A 26,074-nucleotide genomic window follows, 5' to 3' on the forward strand; every position below is an offset into this window, starting at 1 on the left:
GTGATGGAAAGACGGCAGCCAATACCAGTAGAAGAGGCTATAAAGAAAGTTCACCAATACGAAAAACATGGAGAAATAGAATGGGTCCCTTTAAAGGATAGCCTTGGAAGGTTTATTGCAGAAGATATTTTGGCAGACCATGATGTTCCGGCATTTGATCGTTCTCCGTATGATGGATTTGCGCTTCGGGCAGAAGATACAAAAGAAGCGTCAAGTGCGCATCCAGTTGAATTCGAGGTCATTGATCATATTGGTGCAGGAACGATCTCAGCAAAAACCATCGGTCCCTTTCAGGCCATCCGTATAATGACAGGGGCAAAAATTCCAAATGGAGCAAATGTCGTCATCATGATCGAGCTGACGAAGACTTTCGAAAAAGACGGCAAATCATTCATGTCACTGAAAAGACCGCTGAAAAAGGGAGATAATATTTCTCGTCAAGGAGAAGAGGTTCTCAAAGGAAACGTGATGGTCAAAAAAGGAACAGCTGTCACTTCTGGCGTCACGGCTCTTTTGGCGACATTTGGATATGCGGTAGTGCCAGTTGTCAAAAAACCGGTGATTGGCATTATTTCAACGGGCACAGAGCTTCTTCAAGTAAGTGATGCCATGGTAGACGGCAAGATTAGAAATAGTAATCTGAGTATGGTCTATGCGCAGGTACTTGAGGCCGGAGCTGATCCGCTAGATTTAGGCGGAGTCTCCGATGATTTTGACAAAAGTTATCATGCGGTAAAAGAAGCCATGAGCAAGGTAGACATTTTGATCACAACAGGCGGTGTGTCTGTGGGTGATTTTGACTTTCTGCCTGCCATTTATGAAAAGCTGGGAGCCAAGGTACTGTTTAATAAAGTAGCCATGAGACCTGGAAGTGTGACGACTGTGGCTGCAATGCCGAATGGTCAATTGCTGTTTGGGCTGTCTGGAAACCCTGCTGCCTGTTTTGTGGGCTTTGAATTATTTGTGAAACCGATCATTTATAAATGGTATATGAAAGAAAATCCGTTTCCCGCTTTTGCTGAGGCGAAACTCACACATGATTTTCCAAAAGCCAATCCGTTTACTCGTTTTGTCAGGGCGGCTCTTCAATTCACTGGGAGTCAGATCAGTGTGACTCCGACAGGTCTTGATAAATCAAGTGCGGTGACCTCTATTGCAGAGGCTGACTGTTTCATCATGCTGCCTGGGGGAACAAGAGGTTTTCAAGCAGGTGATCAAGTTGATGTTCTGCTGTTTCAGCACAAAGGCGGTGGGTCTCCATGCTGGATGACAAATTAAGCATATTACAGGTGGTCGGTTTTCAAAATAGCGGCAAGACCACATTAATCGAAAAGCTCTGTCAGCTGGCCGAACGTGAAGGACTGAAGCTGGGTTGCTTTAAACACCATGGACATGGCGGGACACCAGATCGTCTTGTCAAAGAAAAAGATACTGATCGATATATTCAGGCAGGTGCCTATGCCGCAGGTGTGGAAGGAGAAGGTGAATTTCATTTTTCGATGCAGGACTTCACGTTAGAACAGCTGCTCAACATGTGTCAGCATCTTCCGTTAGACGCTGTTCTCATAGAGGGGTACAAACAGGCGCCTTATCGCAAAATCGTTTGTGTAAAGAATGAAGAGGAGCTTATTGACCTTTCCACTCTTTCCAATATACAAGCAGCTATTTATTTTTCTCAAGAAGATCAATTAACCGAAAATTACCCGTTTCCTGTGTTTTCAGCTTTTGATAAGCGCGGGATGACATTTGCTTTTCACTTATTGAAGGGAGGCGGCACGTTTTGAGCGAATTTTTTAAAATAACAAAAACCCCGATTGAGGTAAACGAATTGATTCAGCATGTGACAAGACGAAAGGCAGGGGCGATTACGACGTTTATCGGGACGGTCAGAGAATGGACAAACGGCAAGAAAACATTGCGTTTAACCTACGAAGCATACATACCAATGGCGGAAAGCATGCTAAGGCAGATTGGACAAGAAATCAAGAATCGATGGCCTGACACTGAAGCAGCGATTGTGCACCGGATTGGAACACTTGAGATAACGGATATTGCTGTTGCGATCGCCGTTTCGTCTCCTCATAGGAAGGCTGCCTACGAAGCCAATGAATATGCCATTGAACGAATCAAGGAAATCGTTCCCATTTGGAAAAAAGAATATTGGGAAGACGGAGAGGCCTGGATAGGTGATCAGCTTGAAACGGTTTCATATCCAGAAGGTAAACCTAGCAATCTTCAACTTGCAGAGAAAGAAGGTGATCAGCATGATTAATGTATTATTGTTCGCCGGCCTTGCTGAGAAGGCCGGTAAACAACAAATCATCATTCAAAAAGATCAAACAACGGTTGATGAGATTAAAATAGAATTACAGGAGGTATATGGTGTTGATGCTGCACAAAACGTAATGGTTGCAGTCAACGAAATATATACGAGGGAAAATGCTGAAGTGCGTAGCGGGGACACTGTTGCACTCATTCCTCCTGTAAGTGGTGGATAATAGATATTAGAGGATTTGGTTATGGCCACCCGGCTGTAACCAATTTTTTATGTGTGAAAAGTTTGTAGAGGTACTTGGGTGTGATCTTCGTAAATAAAACATCCCCTTCTTGCTTTAGAAATGTGAGGATCGAGCTGCTGAATGAGATCATACAATTCGCTGATTCGTCTCACATTGAAATCTGTTTGGGCTTGAAGCTGTTCTTTTAATTCTTTTGTGCTCACAATGCTTCCCTTTTTCTCTTTGATAATATCTACACATCTTGCAGCGTAGTATATTTTGTCATTAGAAGGTCTGCTTTCTTTCATATCAAGTAATTTGAGCTCATGATAAATCGATTCTCTTTCCTTTCGAAAGTATTGCCATGCTTCTTGTTCCTTTTCATACAGTAAAATCAATTGCATTTTCAATTTTTCTCTTAACATTCACTTGACTCCATTTCCACTATCATTTAACCTACCTCTATTTTACATTATATGAAAAAATAACTTTTGATCAAGTAAAATCCCTTTATTTTTAATTTTTTAATATGAAAGTATTGATACTAAAGACTTATTTGTTCTGTAAAAGAAACCAATCATAGTCCTATAAAGCCGGGATTTGTCGAAATTACTAGGAATATTTTAACAAAAAATTGTTGTGTCTATCTAAGACCATGCGAATCCAAAAGAAAAGGATATTTATTCCGAAAGACATATTGTTTACTTAATAAAATGTTTTTAGGTCAGTAAAAGCACGATTCTTGGTATGAATATGGTCGGATCATGAGGTCATTTGAAGGGTTTCTTTCGTGAAAATAGAATAATAGATAAAATTTTTTCTCAACGAAAATAAGAAAATCAAATGTTCGATCACTTATTGGCAATCTTTTGATAAAATAGAAAGAAAAAGAGCGTTATTGTGCGTTTGCATACTTGCTTGACATAGAGAGGATGACATTTGATGAAAGAAAACATGGACAAACCTACAATCATTGGAGTGAGTACAAGACCATCAGAGCACCTGAAAAGAGTATGGGAAAATCCAGTTGTTTGGTGGCCTTTATCTTGTGTGCTTATTTTAACAGTCGTTGTGACTTATTTGTCTGAGCTCGTAAATAAGGGAATGTGGGCAGATTTAAGTTTGCCGGTACCTGTTGTTTATGTGGTGACGCTCATTGGTCTCGTATTTGGAATTGTCATCAATGCGGCTATATATAAGTTCATCGTTTTTTTAGCGAAAGGTGATGCATCATTTCGGCAGCTTTTTTCAGCGGTCCTGTTCATTACACCCGTTACGATCATTGGGACAATTATTTCTCATTTGGCAGTCATCCTTTTTCATGTTCCAAAAGACATCACGGTTACCTCGTTAAACGCGCTCATTCGAATTTCTGGTCCATGGCAGGCGGTGTTAGCCAATATCGATCTATTTGTGATCTGGAATCTTGTTTTAACTGGCTTTTTATTCATCCAAGTTGGGCGTATATCACCGAGAATTTCTTGGGTGATTATAGGCGTTTTTTATATCTTAACGTTAATTTTTCAATATGTAGGAACAGCAATTAACATATCAGTAAGCTGGGGGTAGAAGGTTTTTATGAGAAAGAAAATCATCATCGGATCTATTTTAATTATTGTGATTGGACTATTTATTGGATTTAATATTGCGAAAAACCAAGCAAAGCCTGCTTCTACAGCAGCGATTAAAACAGTCAAACTCACGCCAAAAGAAATCACCTCTACCGTGATGACACCGGGGACACTTTCATTCTCTGAAGAGCAGTTCATCTATGAAGAAGAGGAAAAGGGGAAATTGAAGGGAATTGCTGTGAAAGAAGGGGAAAAGGTAAAGGCTGGAACGCCGCTTCTTACATATGAAAATAAGGAACTGGAGTTTGAAGAGCAGCAGCAAGCACTAGCCGTTGAATCAAGTACATTAAAACTGGAACAATTGCAAAATCGGCTGAGTGAATTAGAGGAGAAAAAAGCAGGCGTTAATATCAAAAGCGAGCGAGATCAGCTTCAATTAGAACTGAAAGCGGCTGAATTAGAACAAAAGCAAGCAGAGATCAGCCAAGAAAAAGTAAAGGCTCAAATAGAAGATTTAACCGTACATAGTAAAATTGATGGAACAGTGATTTCCATTGAGCAAGAGGCAGGGGCAGGCAAGGCGGAAGAAAGGCAGCCGATCATCCATATTGGTCATGATAAAAAAATGACCGTGCGGGGTTTGATCTCAGAGTATGATGCCATAAAAATCAAAAAGAAACAAAAAGTGAAGGTAACGTCTGATGTCATTCGCGGGAAGAGCTGGCAAGGAGTCGTGAAAAAAGTAGGCACTGTTCCTGTCCAGACAGCAGTCGAAACAACTTCGAGCGACCAAACGGTTCAATATCCTGTTGAGGTAGAAATAAAGGGAAAGAAACCTGAGGCGAAGCCTGGTTTTAAAATGATCATGGAAATTCAAACAGATAAGCGCCAAGCGCAAACAATTCCTGAAACAGCGGTAAAAAAAGAGACTGATGGACAATACGTTTATGTTGTTGAAAAAAATGAATTGAAAAAAGTAAAAGTGGTCATAGGGGAAACGTCAGGTCATGATCTTGAAGTGACAAAAGGTGTCAAGGCAGAGGATCAAATCATTGCTCATCCAACAGATGACATGTATGACGGAATGGAAGTGAATGCTGAATGATTCAGCTTTCCAACGTGACAAAAAGCTATGAGGTCGCACACGAAACATTTGATGTATTAAGTGATATGAATCTTGTCATTGAAAAAGGCGAGTATATGTCCATTATGGGCCCGTCCGGCTCTGGAAAATCAACATTAATGAATATTATTGGCTGTTTAGACCGCCCAACGACAGGACAATATCATTTTAAAGGTACAGAGCTGTCAGCAGCAAAGGACCAGGAGCTTGCGGTCATTCGAAATCAATCCATTGGATTTGTTTTTCAGCAATTTCATCTGCTGCCAAGGTTAAATGCGAGGCGCAATGTGGAACTGCCGATGATTTACGCTGGGATCAGTCAAAAGGAAAGAAAAGAACGTGCGGAATTGGCACTGGAAAAGGTTGGTTTGGCAGATCGAATGAAACATATGCCAAGTGAGTTGTCAGGAGGACAAAAGCAAAGGGTGGCAATTGCACGAGCGATTGTCAATAAGCCTCAGCTGATTTTAGCAGATGAACCGACTGGTGCTCTCGACTCAAAAACAAGCATCTCAATTATGGAACAGTTTACACAGCTGAATGAGGAAGGGACAACGATTGTGCTTGTCACCCATGAAGAAGAAATAGCTGCGTATACAAATCGGACTGTCGTTGTGAGAGATGGACGGCTTGTTGAAGATAGATGGATACAAGGGGACGCTATGAATGAAACTCTTTGAAAATATCAAAATAGCGCTGAATTCGGTTTTAGCTCATAAATTACGTTCTATTTTAACGATGCTTGGGATTATTATTGGTGTTGGATCAGTCATTGCAGTCGTGGCGATCGGTCAAGGCGGTGAGCAAATGTTAAAAGGATCAATTTCAGGTCCAAACAATACCATTGATATGACATATACGCCTTCTGACGAAGAATTAAATGCAAATCCAAATGCCTTATTCGAAGCCGCATTTACTGAGGAAGACATAAAAAGCATTCGGACAATCAACGGGGTGAAGCAGGTCGCCTCCTCGACTGCACAAGGAATGCAGCTGAGGTTTCAAGATACGACAGTTGATGCGACAGTTAACGGTATAAATGAAGGGTATACAAATGTACATTCATTACAAATCGCAGAAGGACAGAATTTAAGAGATATTGATTTTAGAAGCGGCAGAAGAGCTGCTCTTATCTCAGATGGCTTACAAAAAGAACTATTCAACGGACAAAAGGCATTAGGCGAACTGATTTGGATGAACGGACAGCCAGTTGAAGTCATCGGTGTGTTAGCAAAACAGATAGGGATGTTTTCATTTGATATGAATGAAATCTATGTCCCATTTGCGATGCTCACCTCCACATTTGGTATGAGTGAATATGATAAGTTGTCTATTCAAGTCGCACATGCTGATCAAATGAAGGAAGTAGGAAAGAGCGCGGCTGCCATATTAAATGAAAATCATCATACAGAAGATGATTACGAAATGATCAATATGGAAGAAATCGCAGAAGGGATTGGTCAAATAACGTCCGTTATGACAACGATCATTGGCTCAATAGCTGGGATCTCTTTACTTGTGGGCGGAATCGGTGTGATGAATATTATGCTCGTTTCTGTGACAGAGAGGACAAGAGAAATCGGTATTCGAAAGGCGATGGGCGCAACAAGGGCTCAAATTCTCGTTCAGTTTTTAATTGAGTCTGTCGTTTTAACACTCATCGGCGGGTTGATGGGGATTGCACTTGGCTTAGGTGGTGCTTCGTTAGTATCACTATTTGCCGGCTGGCCGTCTCTTGTATCTTGGCAAGTAGTATGTGGAGGCGTACTGTTTAGTATGCTCATTGGTATTGTTTTTGGGTTAATTCCTGCGAATAAAGCAGCGAGACTAGACCCTATTGAATCGCTCAGGTATGAATAATTCGGAGAGGAAAGAAGCATACAATCGGTTTACATTCGCCTTCATTACCCATCAAAAGCTTTTATGCAAATTGCATAAAAGCTTTTTTTAGTTCCATTGAATGAAATAAAAAATGATAGAAATGCTAATATCATGACTTTCATCTTATTGTCACATATTTTTCAGTTTACAAATGGTACATATAAAGGTAAGATGACCATGGTGAAAGATTTTGATAGTTATTGAATGTATTTGATTGTTTTGTATTGATAATGTTGAAAAAAGCGATTACAATAAAGGTGCGCGCAAAATGAATACGTTTTCAAAAGGGGTGTTTGCATGTTAACACCGGAAAGACATCAACTCATTATCGACAGCTTGGAAGAAAATGATGTCATTAAAATACAGGACTTAACGATGATGACGGATGCGTCTGAATCTACAATTAGAAGAGATTTATCAGCCCTTGAAGAAAAAGGATTTCTTAAAAGGGTTCATGGAGGAGCAGCCAAGATTTCGAGTATTCGCCTTGAACCAGATGTATTTGAGAAATCTGCCAAAAACCTTCAAGAAAAGTCATTGGTAGCAGAGGCAGCGGCATCTCTTTTAAAACAGGGCGACTGTATTTATTTAGATGCTGGTACAACCACACAGCAAATGATTGAATATATCGATCCAGATCAAGATATTGTCGTGGTGACAAACGGTGTGATGCACATTGAAGCCCTCATGAGAAAAGGTATTACCTTTTACTTGATAGGCGGATCAGTGAAACATCGAACAGGAGCCATGGTTGGAGCCGCAGCTTTGACAGCGATGGAGAATTATCGTTTTGACAAAAGCTTTGTTGGGACAAATGGCATTCATCCCGAGGCGGGTTTTACAACACCTGATCCAGAGGAAGCACTCATGAAAAAAAGAGCCATGAAACAGGCGAAAAAAACCTATATCTTATCAGATGCCTCGAAGTTTGGCGAAATATCGTTTTCAACCTTTGCTAGTTTACAGGAAGCCACCATTATCACAAACGACGCAAAAGAAGATTCATTCGATAATTACCATGAAAAAACGGTTATAAAGGTAGTGAAAACATGATTTATACAGTTACTTTAAACCCATCAGTTGATTACATCGTACACGTGGAGGATTTTGCAGTCGGCGGTTTAAATCGTTCAACCTATGATCAAAAATATCCAGGTGGTAAAGGAATCAATGTCTCAAGGCTATTAAAACGTCACGGTGTTGAATCGAAAGCACTTGGATTCATTGGTGGATTTACAGGCAAATATATTCAAAATTTTTTACAGAACGAACAATTACAAACAGCCTTTCACGAGGTGTCAGAAGATACAAGGATCAATGTGAAACTAAAAACAGGTGAAGAGACAGAAATCAACGGACTCGGCCCATCTATTACTGAAGCGCAATTTGAGTCGTTTCTATCTCAATTTTCTTCATTGACTGAAGGAGATGTCGTTGTTTTAGCTGGCAGCATTCCTTCATCATTACCTCATAACACATATGAGCGTATTGCTGAAGTTTGCCGAGAGCAAGGTGTAAGAGTTGTTCTTGATATTTCTGGCGAAGCGTTAAAAAAAGCAGCAGACATGAAACCGTTCTTAATGAAGCCAAATCATCATGAACTGGGTGAAATGTTTGAGACGAGTATTTCATCAGCAGCAGAAGCCATTCCTTATGGGAAAAAGCTGTTAGAACAAGGTGCTGAGCATGTCATCGTCTCCATGGCTGGTGATGGCGCCCTCTTATTCAGTAAAGAAGGAATCTATCAGTCCAATGTTCCAAAAGGAACGCTCGTTAATTCAGTTGGAGCAGGGGATTCAGTCGTTGCAGGGTTTTTAGCCGGCGTTTCAAAAGGCCTTTCAATTGAAGAGTCATTTAAGCTTGGTGTCACTTCAGGAAGCGCTACAGCCTTTTCTGAGGAGCTTGGCACAAAAGAGCTTGTCGACACACTATTACCACAAGTAAAAGTCACACGCATTTAAAGGAGGAGTCATCATGAAAATTACAGAACTACTCACGAAGCATACCATTAAGCTTCAATTAGACAGCCAGCAGAAAGAAGCAGTCATTGAAGAGCTTGTCACTGTTTTAGATACAGCAGGCAAGTTAAATGATAAAGAGGGCTATAAAGAAGCTGTGATTAATCGTGAAAAACAGAGCTCTACTGGTATTGGTGAAGGAATTGCCATCCCGCACGCTAAAACAGCAAGTGTAAAAGAGCCTGCCATTGCATTTGGCCGCTCCACTGCTGGTGTAGATTATGAATCACTGGACGCTCAGCCGAGTCATCTTGTCTTTATGATTGCCGCAACTGAAGGCGCAAACAACACGCACTTAGAGGCACTTTCTCGTTTATCTACACTTCTTATGCGTGAAGAAATTCGAAAGCAGCTTCTTGAAGCGGCGACTGAAGATGAAATCATTGAGATCATCAATACACATGATCAAGATGATGAAGAAGAAGAGGAAGTTCAAGAAGAGCCGGCTGCAGAAGGAAAACCTGCTAAAATTTTAGCGGTAACAGCTTGCCCGACCGGCATTGCACATACATTTATGGCAGCAGATGCTTTGAAAGAAAAAGCAAAAGAAATGGGCGTTGACATTAAAGTTGAAACAAACGGCTCTGGCGGTATTAAACATGCCCTTACAGCAAAAGAAATTGAAGAAGCACCAGCCATCATTGTGGCAGCGGACAAGCAAGTTGAAATGGAACGCTTTAAAGGCAAACATGTCATTGAAGTCCCTGTAACAGCTGGTATTCGCCGTCCGCAGGAGTTAATTGAAAAAGCCATCAATCAAGATGCGCCGATTTATAAAGGTTCAGGCGGCAGTTCTTCTAAAGACGAAAATGAATCATCTGGCAAAGGAAGAAGCGGATTTTACAAGCACTTAATGAGTGGTGTAAGTAACATGCTTCCATTTGTTGTCGGAGGCGGTATCTTAGTTGCGATTTCATTCTTCTGGGGTATTAACTCAGCAGATCCTAAGGATCCTTCATTTAATTCATTTGCAGCTGTCTTAAAAGGAATTGGCGGCGATAATGCGCTTGCCTTGATCGTTGCGGTATTAGCTGGATTTATTGCCATGAGTATTGCAGATCGTCCAGGTTTTGCGCCAGGTATGGTCGGTGGATTTATGGCGTCAGCAGCAGGTGCAGGGTTCTTAGGTGGACTGATTGCTGGTTTCCTAGCAGGTTACATTGTTGTACTGCTCAAAAAAGTATTCACATTCGTACCGCAGACACTCGACGGGATTAAACCGGTTCTGCTGTATCCATTGTTCGGTATTTTCTTTACAGGCATTATCATGCATTATATTGTCAACACACCAGTGAAAATGGTGATGGACGGATTAACACATTGGCTTGAATCATTAGGTACTGGAAACCTTGTTTTAATGGGTATTATTTTAGCTGGTATGATGGCAATTGATATGGGTGGCCCAATTAACAAAGCGGCTTACACATTTGGTCTTGCAATGATTGCTGCTGGCAACTATGCACCGCATGCTGCAATTATGGCAGGCGGAATGGTTCCACCACTAGGTATTGCACTTGCAACAACGATCTTTAGAAATAAGTTCTCAAAACGTGACCGTGAAGCAGGGATTACATGCTACTTCATGGGAGCAGCCTTCATCACTGAAGGGGCGATCCCATTTGCGGCGGCAGATCCTCTTCGTGTGATTCCTTCAGCTGTTATTGGTGCAGCAGTTGCTGGTGGATTAACGGAATTCTTTAGAGTGACGCTTCCTGCACCGCATGGCGGACTATTTGTTTTCTGGGTAACAAATCATCCAGTTCTTTACATCATCAGCATCTTAATCGGTGCCGTTGTGACAGCGATTTTACTGGGTATTTTGAAAAAACCGGTTCAACAAGAAGCGTAATGCAGAAGAGAAGCATCGTGAAAAACGGTGCTTCTTTTTGTTTAATCATCAGTGAATTAGGAAAAAATATCTAATTAGATGGTTGTCTTGTGAATTTTTAAATGACATATGATAAAGTAAAGTTATTCAATTCACGTTTCAAGTCTTTTAGCAGAAAGTCTTAGGAGGAAGCAGTATTTTGAACGAAGAAAACAAACAAAACGAAAATGACATTCAATCTGATGCGAAGCAAGCCAAAACAGAGAAGAAAAGTTCACTGTTTGAATGGATCAAAGCCATTTTAATTGCACTTGCGCTCGTCTTGCTCATCCGTACATTTATATTTGAACCGTATGTGGTGGAAGGAGAGTCAATGGAACCGACACTTCATGACGGGGAAAAGCTGTTTGTCAACAAAACCATTAACTATCTCGGTGGTGTGAAACGCGGTGACATCGTGATTATTAATGGAAAAGATGGACAGAAGATTCATTATGTCAAACGATTGATCGGCCTTCCAGGTGATACGATTGAAATGAAGGATGATACGCTTTACATTAATGGTAAAAAAGTAGATGAGCCTTATTTAAAAGAGAACAAGGCGCATGCGAAAGAGTATGAAGTGCATTTAACTGGAGATTTTGGTCCAGTGAAAGTACCGAAAAACGATTACTTTGTGATGGGGGACAATAGACTCAATTCCATGGACAGCAGAAATGGACTTGGCCTCATTGAAAAGGATCGGGTTGTCGGGACATCAGAATTTGTTTTCTTCCCGTTTGGCGACATTCGACAGACAAAATAAAAGCACCTTCTCAGAGGCAAGAGAAAGGTGCTTGAACGAGCGACCCTTACAGAAGGGTCGTTTTTAATTTGGCGTGAGCACTGTAACAATGATCACAATGGCTAGTACCGAAGCGAATACAGATCCGGTAATGGCTAATACGGATCGAAACAATCCGATTTTTTTGTTTTCTTTTCCCCGCTTTTGTAAAAAGCGTTTGGAAAAGATGTGGACCAGTGTGTAAATGAGGACAAGCCCAATATAAAGGCCAAAGTCCTTCGCATTAAAGCCTGTTGCAGATAAATAAATGCCCATAAAGAAAATCAATAAACAGTATTCCATCAGTGTGAGTAATCTCAAATCGCCCGAACTCCTTCAATCAATCATTCCCGTTTATTATACCATAATGGACAAAAAGCCTTCGTTCTTAGCGAGAGACGTTTCTATCAAACGTTATTCATGTTATACTTCATAATGATGAATGAGTGATGGAGGATTAATAAATGATTGCAGTAAATAATGTTAGTTTGCGCTTTGCTGATCGTAAACTATTTGAAGAAGTAAATATTAAATTCACTCCTGGCAACTGCTACGGATTAATTGGTGCCAATGGAGCTGGTAAATCAACGTTCCTAAAGATTCTTTCTGGAGAAATTGAGGCTCAAACGGGTGATGTTCATATGAGCCCTGGTGAGCGTTTAGCGATTTTAAAACAGAACCACTTTGAATACGAAGAGTTTGAAGTGCTGAAAGTCGTCATCATGGGTCACAAACGTTTATATGACGTGATGCAGGAGAAAGATGCGATCTATATGAAACCTGATTTCTCAGATGAAGACGGGATTCGTGCAGCCGAGCTTGAAGGTGAGTTTGCTGAATTAAACGGATGGGAAGCTGAAAGTGAAGCAGCGATTCTACTAAAGGGTCTTGGCATTCCAGAAAGCCTTCAATCGAAGAAAATGTCTGAGCTTGGCGGTTCTGAAAAGGTAAAAGTACTTTTAGCTCAAGCTTTATTTGGCAAGCCTGACGTTCTTCTTCTCGATGAGCCAACGAACCACTTGGACTTACAAGCGATCCAGTGGCTCGAAGAGTTCCTCATTAACTTTGAAAATACCGTCATCGTCGTTTCGCATGATCGTCATTTCTTAAACAAAGTATGTACACATATTGCGGACCTTGATTTCGGAAAAATCCAAGTATATGTCGGTAACTATGATTTTTGGTATGAGTCCAGCCAGTTAGCGCTGAAATTAAGCCAAGAAGCAAATAAGAAAAAAGAAGAACAAATTAAGCAGCTTCAAGAATTCGTTGCCCGGTTTAGTGCGAACGCTTCTAAATCGAAGCAAGCGACATCAAGAAAGAAATTGCTTGATAAAATCTCTTTAGATGACATTAAGCCGTCTTCACGTAAATATCCGTATGTTCATTTTGCGCCAGAGCGCGAAATCGGAAATGATGTCCTTCAAGTAGAAGGTCTATCAAAAACAATTGACGGTGTGAAAGTACTTGATAATGTCAGCTTTATTATGAACCGCGAAGATAAAATTGCGTTCTTAAGCCGTAATGAACTTGCTGTGTCCACTTTATTTAAGATCCTTGCTGGTGAAATGGAGCCAGACAGCGGATCATTTAAATGGGGTGTCACAACGTCACAAGCCTTTTTCCCGAAAGACAATAGTGAATATTTTGAAGGAAACGATGTTGATCTCGTTGATTGGCTTCGTCAATATTCTCCGAATGATCAAAGTGAAAGCTTCCTGCGTGGTTTCTTAGGACGTATGCTTTTCTCTGGGGAAGAAGTGAAGAAAAAAGCAAGTGTCTTATCAGGAGGAGAAAAGGTTCGTTGTATGTTATCAAAAATGATGCTGTCTGGAGCGAATATTTTGCTGCTGGATGAGCCAACGAACCACTTAGACCTAGAATCCATTACAGCGCTGAATAACGGCCTCATGAGCTTTAAAGGAGCAATGCTCTTCTCATCTCATGACCATCAGTTTGTTGAAACAGTCGCAAACCGAATTATCGAAGTGACGCCAAATGGCATCGTCGATAAACAAACAACATATGATGAGTTCTTATCAGATCAAGACATCCAAAAAAGACTTCAAGAGCTTTACGCATAACAAAGAAAAGACATCCTATGGATGTCTTTTTTTGATTAAATCGCCCAGTTTCCATTTCGGAAGATCGGTTCGCGTTTCCCGTCTTTTGTAATCCCGTCAATATTCATTTCCTTTGAACCAATCATGAAATCAACGTGTGTAATACTGCTGTTCACACCCGCTGCATCCAATTCTTCTCGTTTCATTTCTTTTCCGCCTTCGATATTAAACGCATATCCGCTGCCGATCGCAAGGTGATTTGATGCATTTTCATCGTAAAGTGTATTGTAATAAAGAATATTGGAGTTAGAAATTGGTGAATCATCTGGTACGAGGGCAACCTCACCTAGATAATGAGAGCCTTCATCTGTTTCAACGAGAGATTTTAAAATATCTTCGCCTTCTTTTGCTTTCACATCCACAATCCGGCCATTTTCAAAGGTTAATGAAAATTCATCAATGATGTTTCCGGCATAGCTGAGCGGCTTAGTGCTTGAGACTGTCCCATTTACACCGTCTTTTTTCGGTACGGTAAAGACTTCTTCTGTCGGCATGTTGGCCATGAAGGAAACGCCGCGTTCACTTACGCTGCCAGCACCTACCCAAATATGCTGCTCTGGAAGTTCAATCGTTAGGTCTGTGCCCGGTGCTTCATAATGAAGCTTGTGGTAGTGGCGTTCATTGAGTATTTTGACCTTTTCATTTAATGACGCATCATGCTTTTTCCAAGCCTCAACAGGATCTGCTTGATCAGCGCGTGCGACTTTAAAGATTTGATCCCACAATAAAGTGACAGCTTCTTCATCTGTATGATCAGGGAAAATCTTTTTCGCCCATTCTTTTGATGCAGCACCTACGACCGTCCAAGCGACTTTGTCAGATTGAACGTATTGACGATATGTATGTAGTGCTGAACCAGCAGCTTTTTGCTGTGCAGCGATTTTTTTCGAATCAATGCCTCGCAGAAGGTCAGGGCTTTCTGACAGGATGGTAATAAAAGCACCGCCGCGTTTTGCGATGGTTTCCATCATCTGTGCTTCCCATTCTGGGAATTGCTCAAAGACATCCTGTGGCGCATGTTCAAATTTTAAACGGGTGAGAACACCATCACTCCAGCGGATATGTATGTTTTTCGCCCCGCGCTCATACGCGTGTTTCGCGACAAGACGAACAAGGTGTGCAGATTCAGTAAATGCGGATACAACCACTTCCTGCCCCTTTTGTACATTCACACCGACTTCAACGATGGTCTTAGCATATTGATCTAGTTGTTTTTCAAATGAACTCATAAAAAACCCTCCTTTAGTCATGTTCATCATATCAGATTTATGACCGAAAAGGAAAATGGGGAGCACGCTTAAAGCCAAAATAAAAAAGCCGCTTTCGTGCGGCTTTTTTAGCGGTTCAGTTGTTTCACAGGCTGTGCATTAGAAGGCGGCATATGTGAAAACGACAGGCTCATTCCTCCTAAAATAATACCCGTTAAAATGACTGTGACAACGACCCGTTTACCTAAATCAAGCAACATGTTCTTCCTCCTTCACGTTTATCCATTTCTCACGATATGATCGAAATGACAAAAAAAGAAGTAGAACATGAAGATTATTTTAATGTTTTTTGCAATTTGTCGATGACTTCTAATGAACGACCTGTTCCAATGGCAACAGACTCAAGTGGATTAGCTGCAATATGAACTGGAACAACAATCTCTTGAGAGAGCCATTCTTGAATTCCATTTAACAGAGCGCCTCCGCCAGTTAAAATGACGCCGCGGTCTACAATATCTCCGCTTAGCTCTGGAGGGCTGTCCTCTAATGTGGCACGAATCGCTTCTAAAATATGAAGAAGTGATTCTCGCATAGCGCCTTGAATTTCATGAGAGACAAGTGTGATCGTTTTTGGCAGACCTGTCACAAGGTCGCGCCCGCGCACTTCTAATGATTCAGGCTCATGCTCAATAAGACCATACCCAATTTCCATTTTCACCTGCTCGGCAGTCCGTTCGCCGATTAATAGGTTATATTTCTTTCTGACAAACGTAATGATATCTTCATCCAGCTGATCGCCGCCAATTCGGATCGAATGACAAGAGACAACACCGCCAAATGAAATAATCGCAACTTCTGTTGTTCCGCCGCCAATATCGACTACGACGTTCGCAACAGGCTCGTCTACCGGAAGATCAGCACCGATTGCTGCTGCAACAGGTTCTTCAATTAAATGCACATGTTTTGCTCCACAGTTTTTCACAGCATCGCTGATGGCGCGGCGCTCAACAGCTGTTGATCCAGAAGGTGTACATACAACGACAGTTGGTTTTCTAAAGGTAAACCCGATATTTTTTCCTGCTTTTTTCATGATTTGTTTAAGTAAATCTGTTGTCATATCATAATCAGCGATAACACCGTCTTTCATCGGACGGATCGCAACAATTTTCCCAGGTGTTTTCCCGATCATTTCTTTTGCTTCTGATCCGACGGCAAGTACAGTCTTTGTTTCTGTATCGACTGCCACGACGGACGGTTCATTTAAAATAATTCCCTTATTTTTACTATAAACCAATATGTTAGCTGTTCCTAAATCAATTCCAATTTCGGCATTTTGAAACATGTTTTCACCCAATCTCTATTTTTGCTGTTTTAAACAATTTTACATTTAAAAGTTCAGAGGGTTGATGTCATTTGTGGGGGTTTGTGATCACCTTGAAATGAATCTGTAAAATTCAAGTATCATTTTGACAATCACAATAAATTTTCCCTTTGTTTTTTCTTTTATGAAAAAAATTTTTATAGAGGAGAAACCTTTTAAGAATCTCTTACGTCTACGATATATCAATTGGTGAAAAACAGATTGATCTTGAGCTAATGAAAGAAAGAGGGAACGAAATTGAAATCTATCGGAGTCGTAAGAAAAGTAGACGAACTAGGGCGTATTGTGATGCCAATCGAATTGAGAAGAGCACTTGATATCGCTATTAAAGACAGTATGGAATTTTTTATAGATGGAGATAAAATCGTCTTGAAAAAATATCAACCAGAGGGCGTTTGTCTCATGACTGGTGAGATTACATCAGAGAACCATGAATACGGAAATGGTCAAATTACATTAAGCGCTGAAGGCGCAGAACTGCTGTTAAAAGAGCTGCAAGAAGCTCTTCAGCAGTAATCGAAATAGCCTGATCTCTTCCTTTGTGCTGAGAACAGGCTATTTTTCTTTAAAAAAAAGTTCCTTAAAAATGCCCCATCTCCCTCAAAAAATAAGTGGAAAATGGTACAATTGACAAAGAATCTCAGGGCGGCAGGTGGAATCATTTGAACAAAACATATCAAGTGCGGATCGTGTTATCTGTTCTTGCATTTATCTTAATCATAAGCTGGGATTTCTTTTATTATCTAGGCGGCTATCAAATTAATTGGCCGCTCGATTTAGCCTTTACAGTCGTTGTGTTAGCAGGGATCTGGGTTGTCTCAGGGTATGTAGACCGCTTGAATTTATTTGTGTCAGATCTAAATAAGAGAGAAAAAGAAGCACACGAACTAACAGAGCGGCTGAATCGAATTACAGATAACTTGCAGGAAATCGTCTTTGAAACAGATGAAAAAGGGCACATCATTTTCTTAAATCAAGCATGGAAACAAATGACCGGCTATGACATAGATGAATGTCTAGGTACGATGTACAATCAGTACTTTGATCAAGAAGAAAGAGTTATTCAGCATTTGTCATCTGTCATCAAAGAGCATAAAGATTCAGGACGGATCGAGCTCCAGCTTCTTCATAAAGAGGGGAAGAAAGTATGGGGAGACGTACATTATAAGCTCTACTTTGATGAAGAGCATCAGTTTACTGGAGGTATTGGAACAGTTGCAGATATTACAAAACAAAAGCTGGCAAAGCTTGAGCTTGAAAGGTCAAATCAACAATTGCAAATGCAGGCGCAAAAGCTGGCCGTTGCAGGACAAATCGCCGCTGGAATCGCCCATGAAGTCAGAAATCCGCTGACCTCAGTAAACGGCTTTTTGCAGCTGATGAAAACTCAATATCCTGAAAGAACCGATTATTTTGACATTATCTTTTCCGAAATTAAACGGATTGATTTTGTTTTAAGTGAACTGCTTGTGCTGGCAAAGCCGCAGTCGGTCCATTTTCAAGAAGTTCAGCTTCATGGACTGTTAGAGCAGGTCATTACATTGCTAAAAACCAATGCAGTCCTTTCGAATATTGATCTCAAACAGCCATTTAAAAAGCAGGATGCCGGCGCTATTTTAGCAGACGCTAATCAAATGAAGCAGCTGTTCATTAATTTAATCAAAAATGCCATTGAGGCAATGCCTGAAGGCGGCAGCATATACATATCAACAGAAAAAGTGATGAACGAATGGAAAATTACCATTCAAGATGAAGGAAAAGGGATGTCTGAAGAGGATATTCAGAAAATATATGATCCTTTCTTCTCCACGAAAACAGAAGGGACGGGTCTTGGCCTCACCATCTGTGCAACGATTTTAAAAGATCATCACGGTAGGATGGATGTGGTCAGTGAGCTGGGAAAAGGTACAACTTTTCATATCTATTTACCTGTGTGTCAAAAAAGCAGACAGCAGCAAGGCGAGAGGACGTGATTTCATGAAGGCGAAAGCTTTATTTGTATATGGGACGCTTCTGCAGCATGAAGAACACCACGAGACATATATGAAAGAAAGCAGACCATTAGCTAAATCAGCTTGGATCAGCGGCAAAATCTATGATACAGGTCAAGGATACCCTGCGTGCGTTCCAGAAGAAAAAAGCACAGTATATGGAGAATTGTACGAGGTAACCGCAAGCACGCTGAATAAGATAGATTTACTTGAGGAAGGGTATGACAAGCAGGTGGTCGATGTCATGACAGACCGGGGGCTGGTGGCGGCTATTACATACACTTTACCAAAACAGAAGGCATCAGCGCTGAAGGAAATCGAGAGTGGCTGCTGGAAGGAATATAGACTATGGCAGCAGAGGCCGGCATCCTTCTATTATTTTGCCTATGGCTCTTGTATGGATGATGCAAGATTTAAACTGGCAGAAGTCGATCATTATTTTAAACAAATCATCGGCGGTGGTGCTCTGAACGGCTTTACAACTAGATTTACATTGGTGAGGCCTGATGGGTCAAGAGCCGATATGGTAGAAGACGGCGGAGAAACAGAGGGCGTTTTATATGAGGTTCCTTTTGATGCCATTCGATATTTGTACAAACGAGAAGGCGTATATGAGGGCACATATCGTCCAGCTTTTGTGGATGTTAAAATAGGTGACCAAATATATGAGGACTGTTTAACCTTTCTTGTTCTTCAAAAGAGCGAAGAAATTGCTCCACCAGGTCATTACCGCAGTGAAATTGAAAAAGGAGCAGACCTTTACTTAAGTGAAGCGTTCCGTAAAAAAATTCGCTCGCATATGGATTCATTAATCAAACCGTAGTAAAATGCATGGTAAGTGAGATAAAAGGAGTCTGAACATGAAAAAGGAATATGCAGTCATTGGTCTTGGACGCTTTGGCGGAAGTATTTGCAAAGCGCTGAGCGAAGAAGGACTTGAAGTCATGGCCATGGATATGAATGAAGATCGAGTGAACGAATACGCGAAAATTGCATCACATGCGGTCATTGGCGATTCGACGGACGAATCGGTTTTAAAAAATCTCGGTATTCGTAATTTTGATCATGTCATCGTTGCGATTGGTGAAAACATTCAGGCTAGTATTTTAACGACGATTATGCTGAAAGAGCTTGGCGTCAAAATGGTCACAGTAAAGGCGCAAAACGACTATCACGAAAAGGTACTAAATAAAATTGGGGCTGATCGCATCGTTCATCCAGAGCGAGACATGGGCAGACGAATTGCACATAAAATCATCTCCAACAACGTATTAGATTATCTTGAGCTGTCAGATGAGTACAGCCTCATTGAAATCGTTGCCAACAGCAGGCTTGCAGGGCATTCTCTTTTAGATCTCGATATTAGAGCGAGATATGGCATTAATATTGTGGCGATAAAGCGTGGAAAAGAAGTGATTGTTTCACCACTCGCAGATGAAATGATACAAAAAGAAGATATTCTCATTGTCATCGGGGCAGTAGCCGATATTGGACGCTTTGAAAAACGAGAAATGCAGAACGATTATTAAACACTCCGGAGCGGGGTGTTTTTTATATTGTTGTGTACACACAGGACGGACAGTGAGGAGAGAAGAAGACACTAAAAAAGGGCTATTTTGTTCTGCATAAACAGCAAAAGCCAATCATCATATTTTTCGTGCAATTATCACTATTCAGAAATAAAAATCAGCCTTTTTATCTGGATGATTTTCTCTAAATGTCATTGACTGGGCAAACAGATTCGTTTACGATAAGAAACATTATATTGTTTACTTGGAGGAGGCAGTGTCGTTGGATAAGGAGCTTTTCAGACATCAAATTGAAGTAGCTGCAAAGAGAAAAAAAGCAGCTCTAGTGATTAAACATGCGAAGGTTATGGACGTGTTTAACCAGGAATGGATAGACGCTGATGTCGCTGTTGAAAATGGACAAATAGTAGGGATTGGAGAGTACGAGGGAGAACAGGAGCTGGATGCAGCAGGTCAAATGCTTGTACCCGGTTTTATTGATGGCCACGTTCATATCGAGTCCTCTATGGTGACCCCTGCTGAATTCTCCAAAGCTGTCGTCCCGCACGGTGTGACAACTGTCGTAACAGACCCGCATGAAATTGCCAATGTGTCAGGGATCTCAGGCATCCGTTTTATGCTGGAAGAAGCGAGAAAAGCTGCCTTAAATATTTATTTCATGCTGCCATCCTGCGTACCGGCAGTCAGTTTTGAACGATCAGGTGCTGTCTTAAAAGCGAAAGATTTAAAGCCTTTGTATCAAGAGAAAGAGGTTCTTGGTCTTGCTGAGGTGATGGATTACGTCGGTGTAGAGCAGGCAGAAGAAGATATGCTTCAAAAGCTGCTTGATGCACAAAACGAACATAAACTGATTGATGGCCATCTAGCAGGCTTAACAGACCGATTAATAAACGTTTACCGCACAGCAAGTGTCCAAACAGATCATGAGGTAACAACAGCCAGCGAAGCCCTTGAACGTGTAAAACGAGGCATGTATGTCATGCTAAGAGAAGGCTCTGTTGCCAAAAACGTGAAAAACGTTTTACCAGCTGTGAATGAAAAGAATGCGAGACGCTTTTTCTTTTGTACCGATGATAAACATTTAGATGATTTAATGTCGGAGGGAAGTATTGACGAACAAGTACGTATGTCTATAAAAGAAGGGTTAGACCCATTTTTAGCGTATCAAATGGGAAGTTTAAACGCAGCAGAGTGTTTTGGCCTCAAAACAAAGGGAGCCATTGCGCCAGGCTTTGATGCTGATTTTATGCTCGTCTCTGATCTTCATCAAGTCGACATCACCAGCGTATTTATTGCAGGAGAATTGGTGGCGCAGCATGGAGAGTACAAGCCAAGTGTCGAAAAAATTGCACCGAGTCCAGCATTATTACAATCTGTTCATACTATAGACGTTCAAGAGCAAGATCTGGCACTGCCTATCACAGCTCATCAAAAAATGAATGTGATCCGCATTATTCCGAATCAGCTAGAAACAAAATTAGAACAAGTCTCTCCTTCAGAAACGAACGGACAATTCACTAGTGATACAGAAAGAGATGTATTAAAAATGGTGCTTGTCGAACGCCATCAAGGCTTATCTGAAATGGGGATAGGGGTTGTCAGCGGCTTTGGATTAGAAAAGGGCGCAATTGCAACAACGGTTGCGCATGATTCTCACAATTTAATTGCGGTTGGCACAAATGATGCTGATATCGTAAAAGCCATTGACGTGTTAAAAGAAGCAGGCGGCGGTTTGACTGTTGTCAAAAATGGCGAGTCTCTACATACGCTGCCATTACCGATATCTGGTTTACTTTCAGATCAGCCGGCACATCTTGTAAATGAAAGCCTTCATGCGCTCCATGAAGCGTTAAAAGAAACAGGCTTTACTTTAGACTTTAATCCATTTTTGACGCTGTCCTTCTTGGCACTCCCAGTCATTCCTGATGTGAAAATGACGACAAAGGGTTTGTTTGATGTCAGAAGCTTTCAGCATCTCCCAATTCAATCATAAAAAAGAGAAACCGCATATGTATATATGCGGTTTTTTCAATGAATGGTGAAAAAAAGAGACACAGCCAAGCGGCTTGTGTCTCTTTTTTGTGATTACACTTCCATAATAATCGGTAAGATCATTGGACGGCGTCTTGTTTTTTCATAAAGGAAAGGTGCAAGAGTGTCAGTAATTTCGTTCTTGATTTCAGACCACTGAGTTGTCTTACGTTCCATTACTTTTTCAAGATGCTTTGAAATTAAATCCTGTGCATCGTTGATAAGGTCTCCAGATTCTCTCATGTAGACAAAACCTCTTGAGATCAAATCAGGTCCAGCAGAGATTTTGAATTCTTTCATGTCCATGCTGACGACTACAATGACAAGACCCTCTTCAGAAAGAATGCGGCGGTCTCTTAAAACGATGTTTCCGATATCGCCAATACCGCTTCCATCGATATACACGTTGCCTGATGGAATTTTGCCAGCGACACTTGCTTCGTCACCTTTCAGTGCAAGAACTTCACCGTTATCCATGATAAAGCAGTTTTCCTCAGGGATGCCGCAGTCATTCGCAAGCTTGATATGCGTTTTTTGCATGCGGTATTCACCGTGAATCGGCATAAAGAATTTTGGTTTAATTAAACGGAGCATCAGTTTTTGTTCTTCTTGTCCGCCGTGACCAGATGTATGAATATTATTAAGCGAGCCATGAATAACCTCAGCGCCTGCACGATAAAGCTGGTTAATGGTGCGGCTTACGCTAATATTGTTACCTGGGATTGGTGAAGATGAGAAGACAACAGTGTCTCCAGGGTTAATCGAAATCTGGCGGTGAGTACCGTTCGCAATACGAGAAAGAGCTGCCATCGGTTCACCCTGGCTACCAGTACAAAGAATGGTTACTTTGTTTGCTGGAAGGCGGTTGATTTCATTATGTTCAATAAACGTGTTTTTTGGACATTTAATATAGCCAAGATCTTGTCCAATATCAATAGCAGACTCCATACTGCGTCCAAATACAGCGACTTTTCTACCGTTGGCAACAGCAGACTCAATCACTTGCTGAAGTCTGTGAATGTTTGAAGCAAACGTGGCAAAGATGATACGTCCGTCGACTTTTCTAAAGATGTCATCAATGCTTTCACCTACACGTCTTTCAGACATCGTAAATTCTGGGATTTCACTGTTTGTACTATCAGATAAAAGACAAAGTACGCCTTCTTTTCCGATCTCAGCCATTTTGGTTAAATTGGCAGGCTCGCCAACAGGAGTAAAGTCAAACTTGAAATCACCTGTATGTACGATGTTACCAGGAGGTGTCTTGACGACAATTCCATAAGAATCTGGAATACTGTGTGTCGTTCTAAAGAAAGACACAGCTGTTTTTCTAAATTTGATGGTATCTTCTTCTTCAAAAATGTGAAGTTTTGTTTGTCTCAAGAGACCATGCTCTTCCAATTTATTACGAAGTAGGCCGATTGCGAGTTTGCCGCCGTAAACTGGAATATTCACTTGCTTGAGAAGGTAAGGGATACCGCCGATGTGGTCTTCATGTCCGTGAGTGATGAAAAGACCTTTGATTTTATCTTCGTTTTTAACTAAGTACGTATAGTCAGGGATGACGTAGTCAATTCCAAGAAGCTCATCTTCAGGAAACTTAATACCAGCATCAATTAAAATGATTTCATCTTGAAATTGAACGCCATACGTGTTTTTACCGATCTCGCCTAAACCGCCGAGCGCAAAAACTGCCGCCTGATCGTTTTTTACAAATTTCATTCCTCTCATAGCTCCAATACTTTAAAATTTTCACTTTCTCGTTCATAGTCTAAAAAAGCACCGTCTACAGGCTGAATGAATTCAATGTTGTAGTTATGTTTTTTCAACTTATCGCGTACGTCTCTTTCAGAAACCGCTTCAACGTATAGTGAATCTGTGTGTTCTCTTACAGGTACCTCAGTAGTACTTGCCTGAAAAAATACCTTATATATCATCCAAATCTCTCCTTAAATACCGTATGTTACACTCGCTTATTCTATTATATTAAAAAAACGCGCATAAGAAAAGTCTCTGAGAAAAAAGGACCTTCGGCAAATGTGCGAAAGATCCCTTTAAGCAATCGATTTTTTACGAAGCATGTCCTTCCATTGTCTTCGAATTTTCTTGCGCAGACGACGAAGCATCACAGGCCGCCTCCTTTCGGTTTAAAGTAAGCTTAAACAGCGTATTCCGATCTCTCTATATACTTGTATTATATGATGTTTCCAATGAATGTTACATGGATATATGTGGGAAAATAGGCGTTTTCAAAAGGATTTGGTTTCGAAAGCGAAAATCTTTCTGTATGATGAAAGGGAGTGTGTATACATAACAAAGGGCAGGAGGGCGAGATATGAATAAAAAAGTCATCTTCTTTGATATCGATGGTACTTTATATGATCATGATAAAAAAATACCTGAGTCAACGAAGCGAGCGGTTCATTTATTAAAAGAAAAAGGTCATCATCTCTTTATTGCATCTGGGCGTTCTCCTTTTCTGATTCAGCCCATTTTAGAAGAATTAGGGCTTGACTCATTCATTGCTTATAACGGTCAGTATGTCATGTATGAGGGAGACGTTATTTACGGTAATCCGCTGAAGCAGGAGCTGATGGAGCGGATTTATGAGACAGCGGATCGTCATGATCATCCGCTTGTTTTTATGGGAGAAGAAACGATGAAGGCGTCTGTACCGAACCATCCGTTTATCCATGAAGGAATCGGTACTTTAAAAACAGAGCATCCTGAGCACGATTTGTCTTTCTTTAAAGAAAACGACATTTTTCAAATGCTGTTATTTTGTAAGGCAGAAGAGGAAGAGCAATATAAGGCATTCTACGATGAGATTGACCTTGTCAGATGGCATGAGCTGTCAACAGATGTTCTGCCAAAAGGCGGATCAAAAGCTGAAGGAATCAAACGAGTCATCGAAAGACTTCCTTACGATCAAAAGGATACCATTGCCTTTGGAGACGGACTGAACGATAGAGAAATGATTTCGTTTGCTGGAACAGGCGTTGCGATGGGAAATGCTGTGAGTGAACTGAAAGCATTGGCTGATTTTGTGACAAAGCCAGTAGATGAGGACGGCATATTCCATGCAGTGACCCATCTTGGCCTTATTGAAGAATAAAAAAGAAGACCCTTAGATGTGGGGTCTTCTTTTTTATGTTATGATCTGCCGATCGCAACAGAGTTTTCTGGCTCAGCGAAAGGCTGATCCTTTTGAATATGATCATAAAACATAATGCCATTTAAATGGTCAATTTCATGCTGAAAGACAATAGCAGGGAATCCTTTTAGACGGATATCAATGTCCTCTCCTTCAAGCGTTGTGGCCTTGACCCTGATTTTTTGATATCGAGGAACAAATCCAGGGATGGCTTCATCAACTGATAAGCAGCCTTCACCAGTAGCTAAATAAGCTCTTTTGACTGAATGACTGACAATACGCGGGTTGAACAGAGCATAGCTGTATTCTTCTCCGTCTTCATCCTCACAATGAACTGCGATCATCCGTTTACTAATATTGATCTGCGGAGCAGCTAATCCAACGCCGGGTCTTAGTCCGTATTTTTCAGCAATATCAGCATCTTGACTGTTTTTGACGAATTCGATCATGTCAGTTAATTGCTGTTTTTCCTCTTCTGTCGGCGGGAGCTCGACCGCTTCAGCTGTTTGTCTTAAGACGGGATGTCCGTCCCTTACGATATCATCCATGGTAATCACAAAACTTCACTCCTATTTCCTTTGTATGTAAAGTATATAAAATGATACACAACATATGCAATGAAATAAAGAAGACCGGTCCTTTGAGACCGGTCAGAGGCTTAAACAGCCTTAGCAGCAGCCACCGCCGCCTAAGAATGCTGCGCCAACGATGATTAATAGGATGAAAAGCACAACGATTAAAGCGAATGTACGTCCGCCGCCGTATCCGCATCCGTATCCACCGCCATAACTTGGGTAACAACAGCCGCCGCCGTATCCATACCCGTAACCGCCGTATCCACCATACATACTTCCATGACTATAATTAGACATACTTTTGACCTCCTTTGGAAATACACTCGGCCTTTCATAAGTG

General features: G+C 41.1%; 28 protein-coding genes. 19 read left to right on the forward strand and 9 right to left on the reverse strand.

Annotated features, from left to right (window positions below; all coding sequences use genetic code 11):
- From QR42_RS06780 to moaD, 4 genes are read left to right on the forward strand one after another with little or no spacing between them, the layout of a single operon-like run.
- On the forward strand, positions 1-1,278 hold the full coding sequence (locus tag QR42_RS06780) for a molybdopterin molybdotransferase MoeA (protein WP_039178175.1): 1,278 nt from the start codon (positions 1-3) through the stop codon (positions 1,276-1,278).
- Complete coding sequence (mobB, locus tag QR42_RS06785; RefSeq protein WP_039183079.1) at positions 1,260-1,784, forward strand: molybdopterin-guanine dinucleotide biosynthesis protein B; 525 nt, start codon at positions 1,260-1,262, stop codon at positions 1,782-1,784. Before QR42_RS06780 ends, mobB begins: the two co-directional genes overlap by 19 nt.
- On the forward strand, positions 1,781-2,272 hold the full coding sequence (locus tag QR42_RS06790; RefSeq protein WP_039178177.1) for a molybdenum cofactor biosynthesis protein MoaE: 492 nt from the start codon (positions 1,781-1,783) through the stop codon (positions 2,270-2,272). The genes mobB and QR42_RS06790 overlap by 4 nt, the downstream gene beginning before the upstream one ends.
- Complete coding sequence (moaD, locus tag QR42_RS06795) at positions 2,265-2,498, forward strand: molybdopterin converting factor subunit 1 (RefSeq protein WP_039178180.1); 234 nt, start codon at positions 2,265-2,267, stop codon at positions 2,496-2,498. Before QR42_RS06790 ends, moaD begins: the two co-directional genes overlap by 8 nt.
- A gap of 47 nt (positions 2,499-2,545) precedes the next feature.
- Here moaD and QR42_RS06800 read toward each other — a convergent pair whose 3' ends face one another.
- The gene (locus QR42_RS06800) at positions 2,546-2,923 is read right to left on the reverse strand and encodes a Rok-like winged helix domain-containing protein (protein ID WP_034281609.1); all 378 of its coding nucleotides are present in this window, start codon (positions 2,921-2,923) and stop codon (positions 2,546-2,548) included.
- A 517-nt stretch (positions 2,924-3,440) separates the two neighbouring features.
- Here QR42_RS06800 and QR42_RS06805 point away from each other — a divergent pair.
- The 8 genes from QR42_RS06805 (at position 3,441) to lepB (ending at position 11,724) form a co-directional block, all read left to right on the forward strand.
- Positions 3,441-4,067 carry a YknW family membrane protein gene (locus QR42_RS06805; RefSeq protein WP_039178183.1) on the forward strand — a complete coding sequence of 209 codons (627 nt, stop codon included), beginning with the start codon at positions 3,441-3,443 and terminating at the stop codon, positions 4,065-4,067.
- Between the two features lie 9 nt (positions 4,068-4,076).
- Positions 4,077-5,174: an efflux RND transporter periplasmic adaptor subunit gene (locus QR42_RS06810; protein ID WP_039178185.1), complete on the forward strand. Its 1,098-nt coding sequence runs from the start codon at positions 4,077-4,079 to the stop codon at positions 5,172-5,174.
- Complete coding sequence (locus tag QR42_RS06815; RefSeq protein WP_039178188.1) at positions 5,171-5,872, forward strand: ABC transporter ATP-binding protein; 702 nt, start codon at positions 5,171-5,173, stop codon at positions 5,870-5,872. The genes QR42_RS06810 and QR42_RS06815 overlap by 4 nt, the downstream gene beginning before the upstream one ends.
- A complete protein-coding gene (locus QR42_RS06820; RefSeq protein WP_039178191.1) occupies positions 5,859-7,052 on the forward strand; it encodes an ABC transporter permease in 1,194 nt (397 codons plus the stop codon). The genes QR42_RS06815 and QR42_RS06820 overlap by 14 nt, the downstream gene beginning before the upstream one ends.
- A gap of 318 nt (positions 7,053-7,370) precedes the next feature.
- A complete protein-coding gene (locus QR42_RS06825; protein ID WP_039178192.1) occupies positions 7,371-8,126 on the forward strand; it encodes a DeoR/GlpR family DNA-binding transcription regulator in 756 nt (251 codons plus the stop codon).
- The gene (gene pfkB / locus QR42_RS06830) at positions 8,123-9,034 is read left to right on the forward strand and encodes a 1-phosphofructokinase (protein WP_039178195.1); all 912 of its coding nucleotides are present in this window, start codon (positions 8,123-8,125) and stop codon (positions 9,032-9,034) included. The genes QR42_RS06825 and pfkB overlap by 4 nt, the downstream gene beginning before the upstream one ends.
- A 13-nt stretch (positions 9,035-9,047) precedes the next feature.
- Positions 9,048-10,940 (forward strand): PTS fructose transporter subunit IIABC, encoded by a 1,893-nt coding sequence (locus tag QR42_RS06835; RefSeq protein WP_039178197.1) that lies wholly within the window; start codon positions 9,048-9,050, stop codon positions 10,938-10,940.
- A gap of 211 nt (positions 10,941-11,151) precedes the next feature.
- Complete coding sequence (lepB, locus tag QR42_RS06840; RefSeq protein WP_029706712.1) at positions 11,152-11,724, forward strand: signal peptidase I; 573 nt, start codon at positions 11,152-11,154, stop codon at positions 11,722-11,724.
- Positions 11,725-11,787: 63 nt separating this feature from the next.
- Here lepB and QR42_RS06845 read toward each other — a convergent pair whose 3' ends face one another.
- On the reverse strand, positions 11,788-12,063 hold the full coding sequence (locus QR42_RS06845; protein ID WP_039178200.1) for a hypothetical protein: 276 nt from the start codon (positions 12,061-12,063) through the stop codon (positions 11,788-11,790).
- Positions 12,064-12,206: 143 nt separating this feature from the next.
- Here QR42_RS06845 and QR42_RS06850 point away from each other — a divergent pair, with 143 nt between their 5' ends.
- The gene (locus tag QR42_RS06850; RefSeq protein WP_039178203.1) at positions 12,207-13,826 is read left to right on the forward strand and encodes an ABC-F family ATP-binding cassette domain-containing protein; all 1,620 of its coding nucleotides are present in this window, start codon (positions 12,207-12,209) and stop codon (positions 13,824-13,826) included.
- A 35-nt stretch (positions 13,827-13,861) separates the two neighbouring features.
- Here the strand turns inward: QR42_RS06850 and QR42_RS06855 are convergent, their stop codons facing one another.
- The 3 genes from QR42_RS06855 to mreBH all read right to left on the reverse strand — a co-directional run bounded on the left by QR42_RS06855 (position 13,862) and on the right by mreBH (position 16,415).
- The gene (locus QR42_RS06855) at positions 13,862-15,094 is read right to left on the reverse strand and encodes an aminopeptidase (protein ID WP_039178206.1); all 1,233 of its coding nucleotides are present in this window, start codon (positions 15,092-15,094) and stop codon (positions 13,862-13,864) included.
- Between the two features lie 107 nt (positions 15,095-15,201).
- A complete protein-coding gene (locus tag QR42_RS19320) occupies positions 15,202-15,333 on the reverse strand; it encodes a protein YkpC (protein ID WP_003210922.1) in 132 nt (43 codons plus the stop codon).
- 74 nt (positions 15,334-15,407) lie between these two features.
- The gene (gene mreBH, locus QR42_RS06860) at positions 15,408-16,415 is read right to left on the reverse strand and encodes a rod-share determining protein MreBH (protein WP_024424745.1); all 1,008 of its coding nucleotides are present in this window, start codon (positions 16,413-16,415) and stop codon (positions 15,408-15,410) included.
- A 276-nt stretch (positions 16,416-16,691) separates the two neighbouring features.
- Between mreBH and QR42_RS06865 the strand changes: the two genes are divergently transcribed.
- The 5 genes from QR42_RS06865 (at position 16,692) to ade (ending at position 21,967) form a co-directional block, all read left to right on the forward strand.
- Positions 16,692-16,970 (forward strand): transcriptional regulator AbhA, encoded by a 279-nt coding sequence (locus tag QR42_RS06865; RefSeq protein WP_017359400.1) that lies wholly within the window; start codon positions 16,692-16,694, stop codon positions 16,968-16,970.
- Positions 16,971-17,116: 146 nt separating this feature from the next.
- Positions 17,117-18,427, forward strand: coding sequence for an ATP-binding protein (locus QR42_RS06870; RefSeq protein ID WP_039178209.1), 1,311 nt, complete (start codon positions 17,117-17,119; stop codon positions 18,425-18,427).
- A 4-nt stretch (positions 18,428-18,431) separates the two neighbouring features.
- Positions 18,432-19,268, forward strand: a complete 837-nt coding sequence (locus QR42_RS06875) for a gamma-glutamylcyclotransferase family protein (protein ID WP_039178212.1) — start codon at positions 18,432-18,434, stop codon at positions 19,266-19,268.
- Between the two features lie 37 nt (positions 19,269-19,305).
- Positions 19,306-19,974, forward strand: a complete 669-nt coding sequence (locus QR42_RS06880; protein WP_008345123.1) for a potassium channel family protein — start codon at positions 19,306-19,308, stop codon at positions 19,972-19,974.
- Between the two features lie 262 nt (positions 19,975-20,236).
- Positions 20,237-21,967 (forward strand): adenine deaminase, encoded by a 1,731-nt coding sequence (gene ade, locus QR42_RS06885; protein ID WP_039178214.1) that lies wholly within the window; start codon positions 20,237-20,239, stop codon positions 21,965-21,967.
- A gap of 92 nt (positions 21,968-22,059) precedes the next feature.
- On the opposite strand, the gene rnjA is transcribed toward ade, so the two are convergent.
- Together rnjA and QR42_RS06895 are read right to left on the reverse strand one after the other, a co-directional pair.
- On the reverse strand, positions 22,060-23,727 hold the full coding sequence (gene rnjA / locus QR42_RS06890; protein ID WP_012009818.1) for a ribonuclease J1: 1,668 nt from the start codon (positions 23,725-23,727) through the stop codon (positions 22,060-22,062).
- A 5-nt stretch (positions 23,728-23,732) separates the two neighbouring features.
- Complete coding sequence (locus QR42_RS06895; RefSeq protein WP_008345114.1) at positions 23,733-23,942, reverse strand: DNA-dependent RNA polymerase subunit epsilon; 210 nt, start codon at positions 23,940-23,942, stop codon at positions 23,733-23,735.
- A 398-nt stretch (positions 23,943-24,340) separates the two neighbouring features.
- On the opposite strand from QR42_RS06895, the gene QR42_RS06900 reads away from it, so the two are divergent.
- Positions 24,341-25,120: a Cof-type HAD-IIB family hydrolase gene (locus QR42_RS06900; RefSeq protein WP_039178215.1), complete on the forward strand. Its 780-nt coding sequence runs from the start codon at positions 24,341-24,343 to the stop codon at positions 25,118-25,120.
- 38 nt (positions 25,121-25,158) lie between these two features.
- On the opposite strand, the gene def is transcribed toward QR42_RS06900, so the two are convergent.
- Positions 25,159-25,716 (reverse strand): peptide deformylase, encoded by a 558-nt coding sequence (gene def, locus QR42_RS06905; RefSeq protein ID WP_039178217.1) that lies wholly within the window; start codon positions 25,714-25,716, stop codon positions 25,159-25,161.
- A 111-nt stretch (positions 25,717-25,827) separates the two neighbouring features.
- Positions 25,828-26,007 carry a YjcZ family sporulation protein gene (locus QR42_RS06910; RefSeq protein ID WP_026050085.1) on the reverse strand — a complete coding sequence of 60 codons (180 nt, stop codon included), beginning with the start codon at positions 26,005-26,007 and terminating at the stop codon, positions 25,828-25,830.
- Between the last annotated feature and the right edge of the window lie 67 nt (positions 26,008-26,074).

It is taken from the genome of Bacillus sp. WP8 (assembly GCF_000800825.1).
GTDB classification, from domain to species: domain Bacteria; phylum Bacillota; class Bacilli; order Bacillales; family Bacillaceae; genus Bacillus; species Bacillus safensis.

Bases quoted from the DNA above. Each gene is read 5' to 3' on its own strand.
- QR42_RS06910 (WP_026050085.1), bottom strand. From the start codon at position 26,007: ATGTATGGTGGATACGGCGGTTACGGGTATGGATACGGCGGCGGCTGT.
- QR42_RS06825 (WP_039178192.1), top strand. From the start codon at position 7,371: ATGTTAACACCGGAAAGACATCAACTCATTATCGACAGCTTGGAAGAA.
- QR42_RS06835 (WP_039178197.1), top strand. From the start codon at position 9,048: ATGAAAATTACAGAACTACTCACGAAGCATACCATTAAGCTTCAATTA.
- QR42_RS06900 (WP_039178215.1), top strand. From the start codon at position 24,341: ATGAATAAAAAAGTCATCTTCTTTGATATCGATGGTACTTTATATGAT.
- rnjA (WP_012009818.1), bottom strand. From the start codon at position 23,727: ATGAAATTTGTAAAAAACGATCAGGCGGCAGTTTTTGCGCTCGGCGGT.
- QR42_RS06820 (WP_039178191.1), top strand. From the start codon at position 5,859: ATGAAACTCTTTGAAAATATCAAAATAGCGCTGAATTCGGTTTTAGCT.
- QR42_RS06895 (WP_008345114.1), bottom strand. From the start codon at position 23,942: ATGATATATAAGGTATTTTTTCAGGCAAGTACTACTGAGGTACCTGTA.
- QR42_RS06815 (WP_039178188.1), top strand. From the start codon at position 5,171: ATGATTCAGCTTTCCAACGTGACAAAAAGCTATGAGGTCGCACACGAA.
- QR42_RS06800 (WP_034281609.1), bottom strand. From the start codon at position 2,923: ATGTTAAGAGAAAAATTGAAAATGCAATTGATTTTACTGTATGAAAAG.
- QR42_RS06880 (WP_008345123.1), top strand. From the start codon at position 19,306: ATGAAAAAGGAATATGCAGTCATTGGTCTTGGACGCTTTGGCGGAAGT.
- pfkB (WP_039178195.1), top strand. From the start codon at position 8,123: ATGATTTATACAGTTACTTTAAACCCATCAGTTGATTACATCGTACAC.
- moaD (WP_039178180.1), top strand. From the start codon at position 2,265: ATGATTAATGTATTATTGTTCGCCGGCCTTGCTGAGAAGGCCGGTAAA.
- QR42_RS06805 (WP_039178183.1), top strand. From the start codon at position 3,441: ATGAAAGAAAACATGGACAAACCTACAATCATTGGAGTGAGTACAAGA.
- QR42_RS06810 (WP_039178185.1), top strand. From the start codon at position 4,077: ATGAGAAAGAAAATCATCATCGGATCTATTTTAATTATTGTGATTGGA.
- mreBH (WP_024424745.1), bottom strand. From the start codon at position 16,415: ATGTTTCAAAATGCCGAAATTGGAATTGATTTAGGAACAGCTAACATA.
- QR42_RS06850 (WP_039178203.1), top strand. From the start codon at position 12,207: ATGATTGCAGTAAATAATGTTAGTTTGCGCTTTGCTGATCGTAAACTA.
- QR42_RS19320 (WP_003210922.1), bottom strand. From the start codon at position 15,333: ATGTTGCTTGATTTAGGTAAACGGGTCGTTGTCACAGTCATTTTAACG.
- mobB (WP_039183079.1), top strand. From the start codon at position 1,260: ATGCTGGATGACAAATTAAGCATATTACAGGTGGTCGGTTTTCAAAAT.
- QR42_RS06855 (WP_039178206.1), bottom strand. From the start codon at position 15,094: ATGAGTTCATTTGAAAAACAACTAGATCAATATGCTAAGACCATCGTT.
- QR42_RS06875 (WP_039178212.1), top strand. From the start codon at position 18,432: ATGAAGGCGAAAGCTTTATTTGTATATGGGACGCTTCTGCAGCATGAA.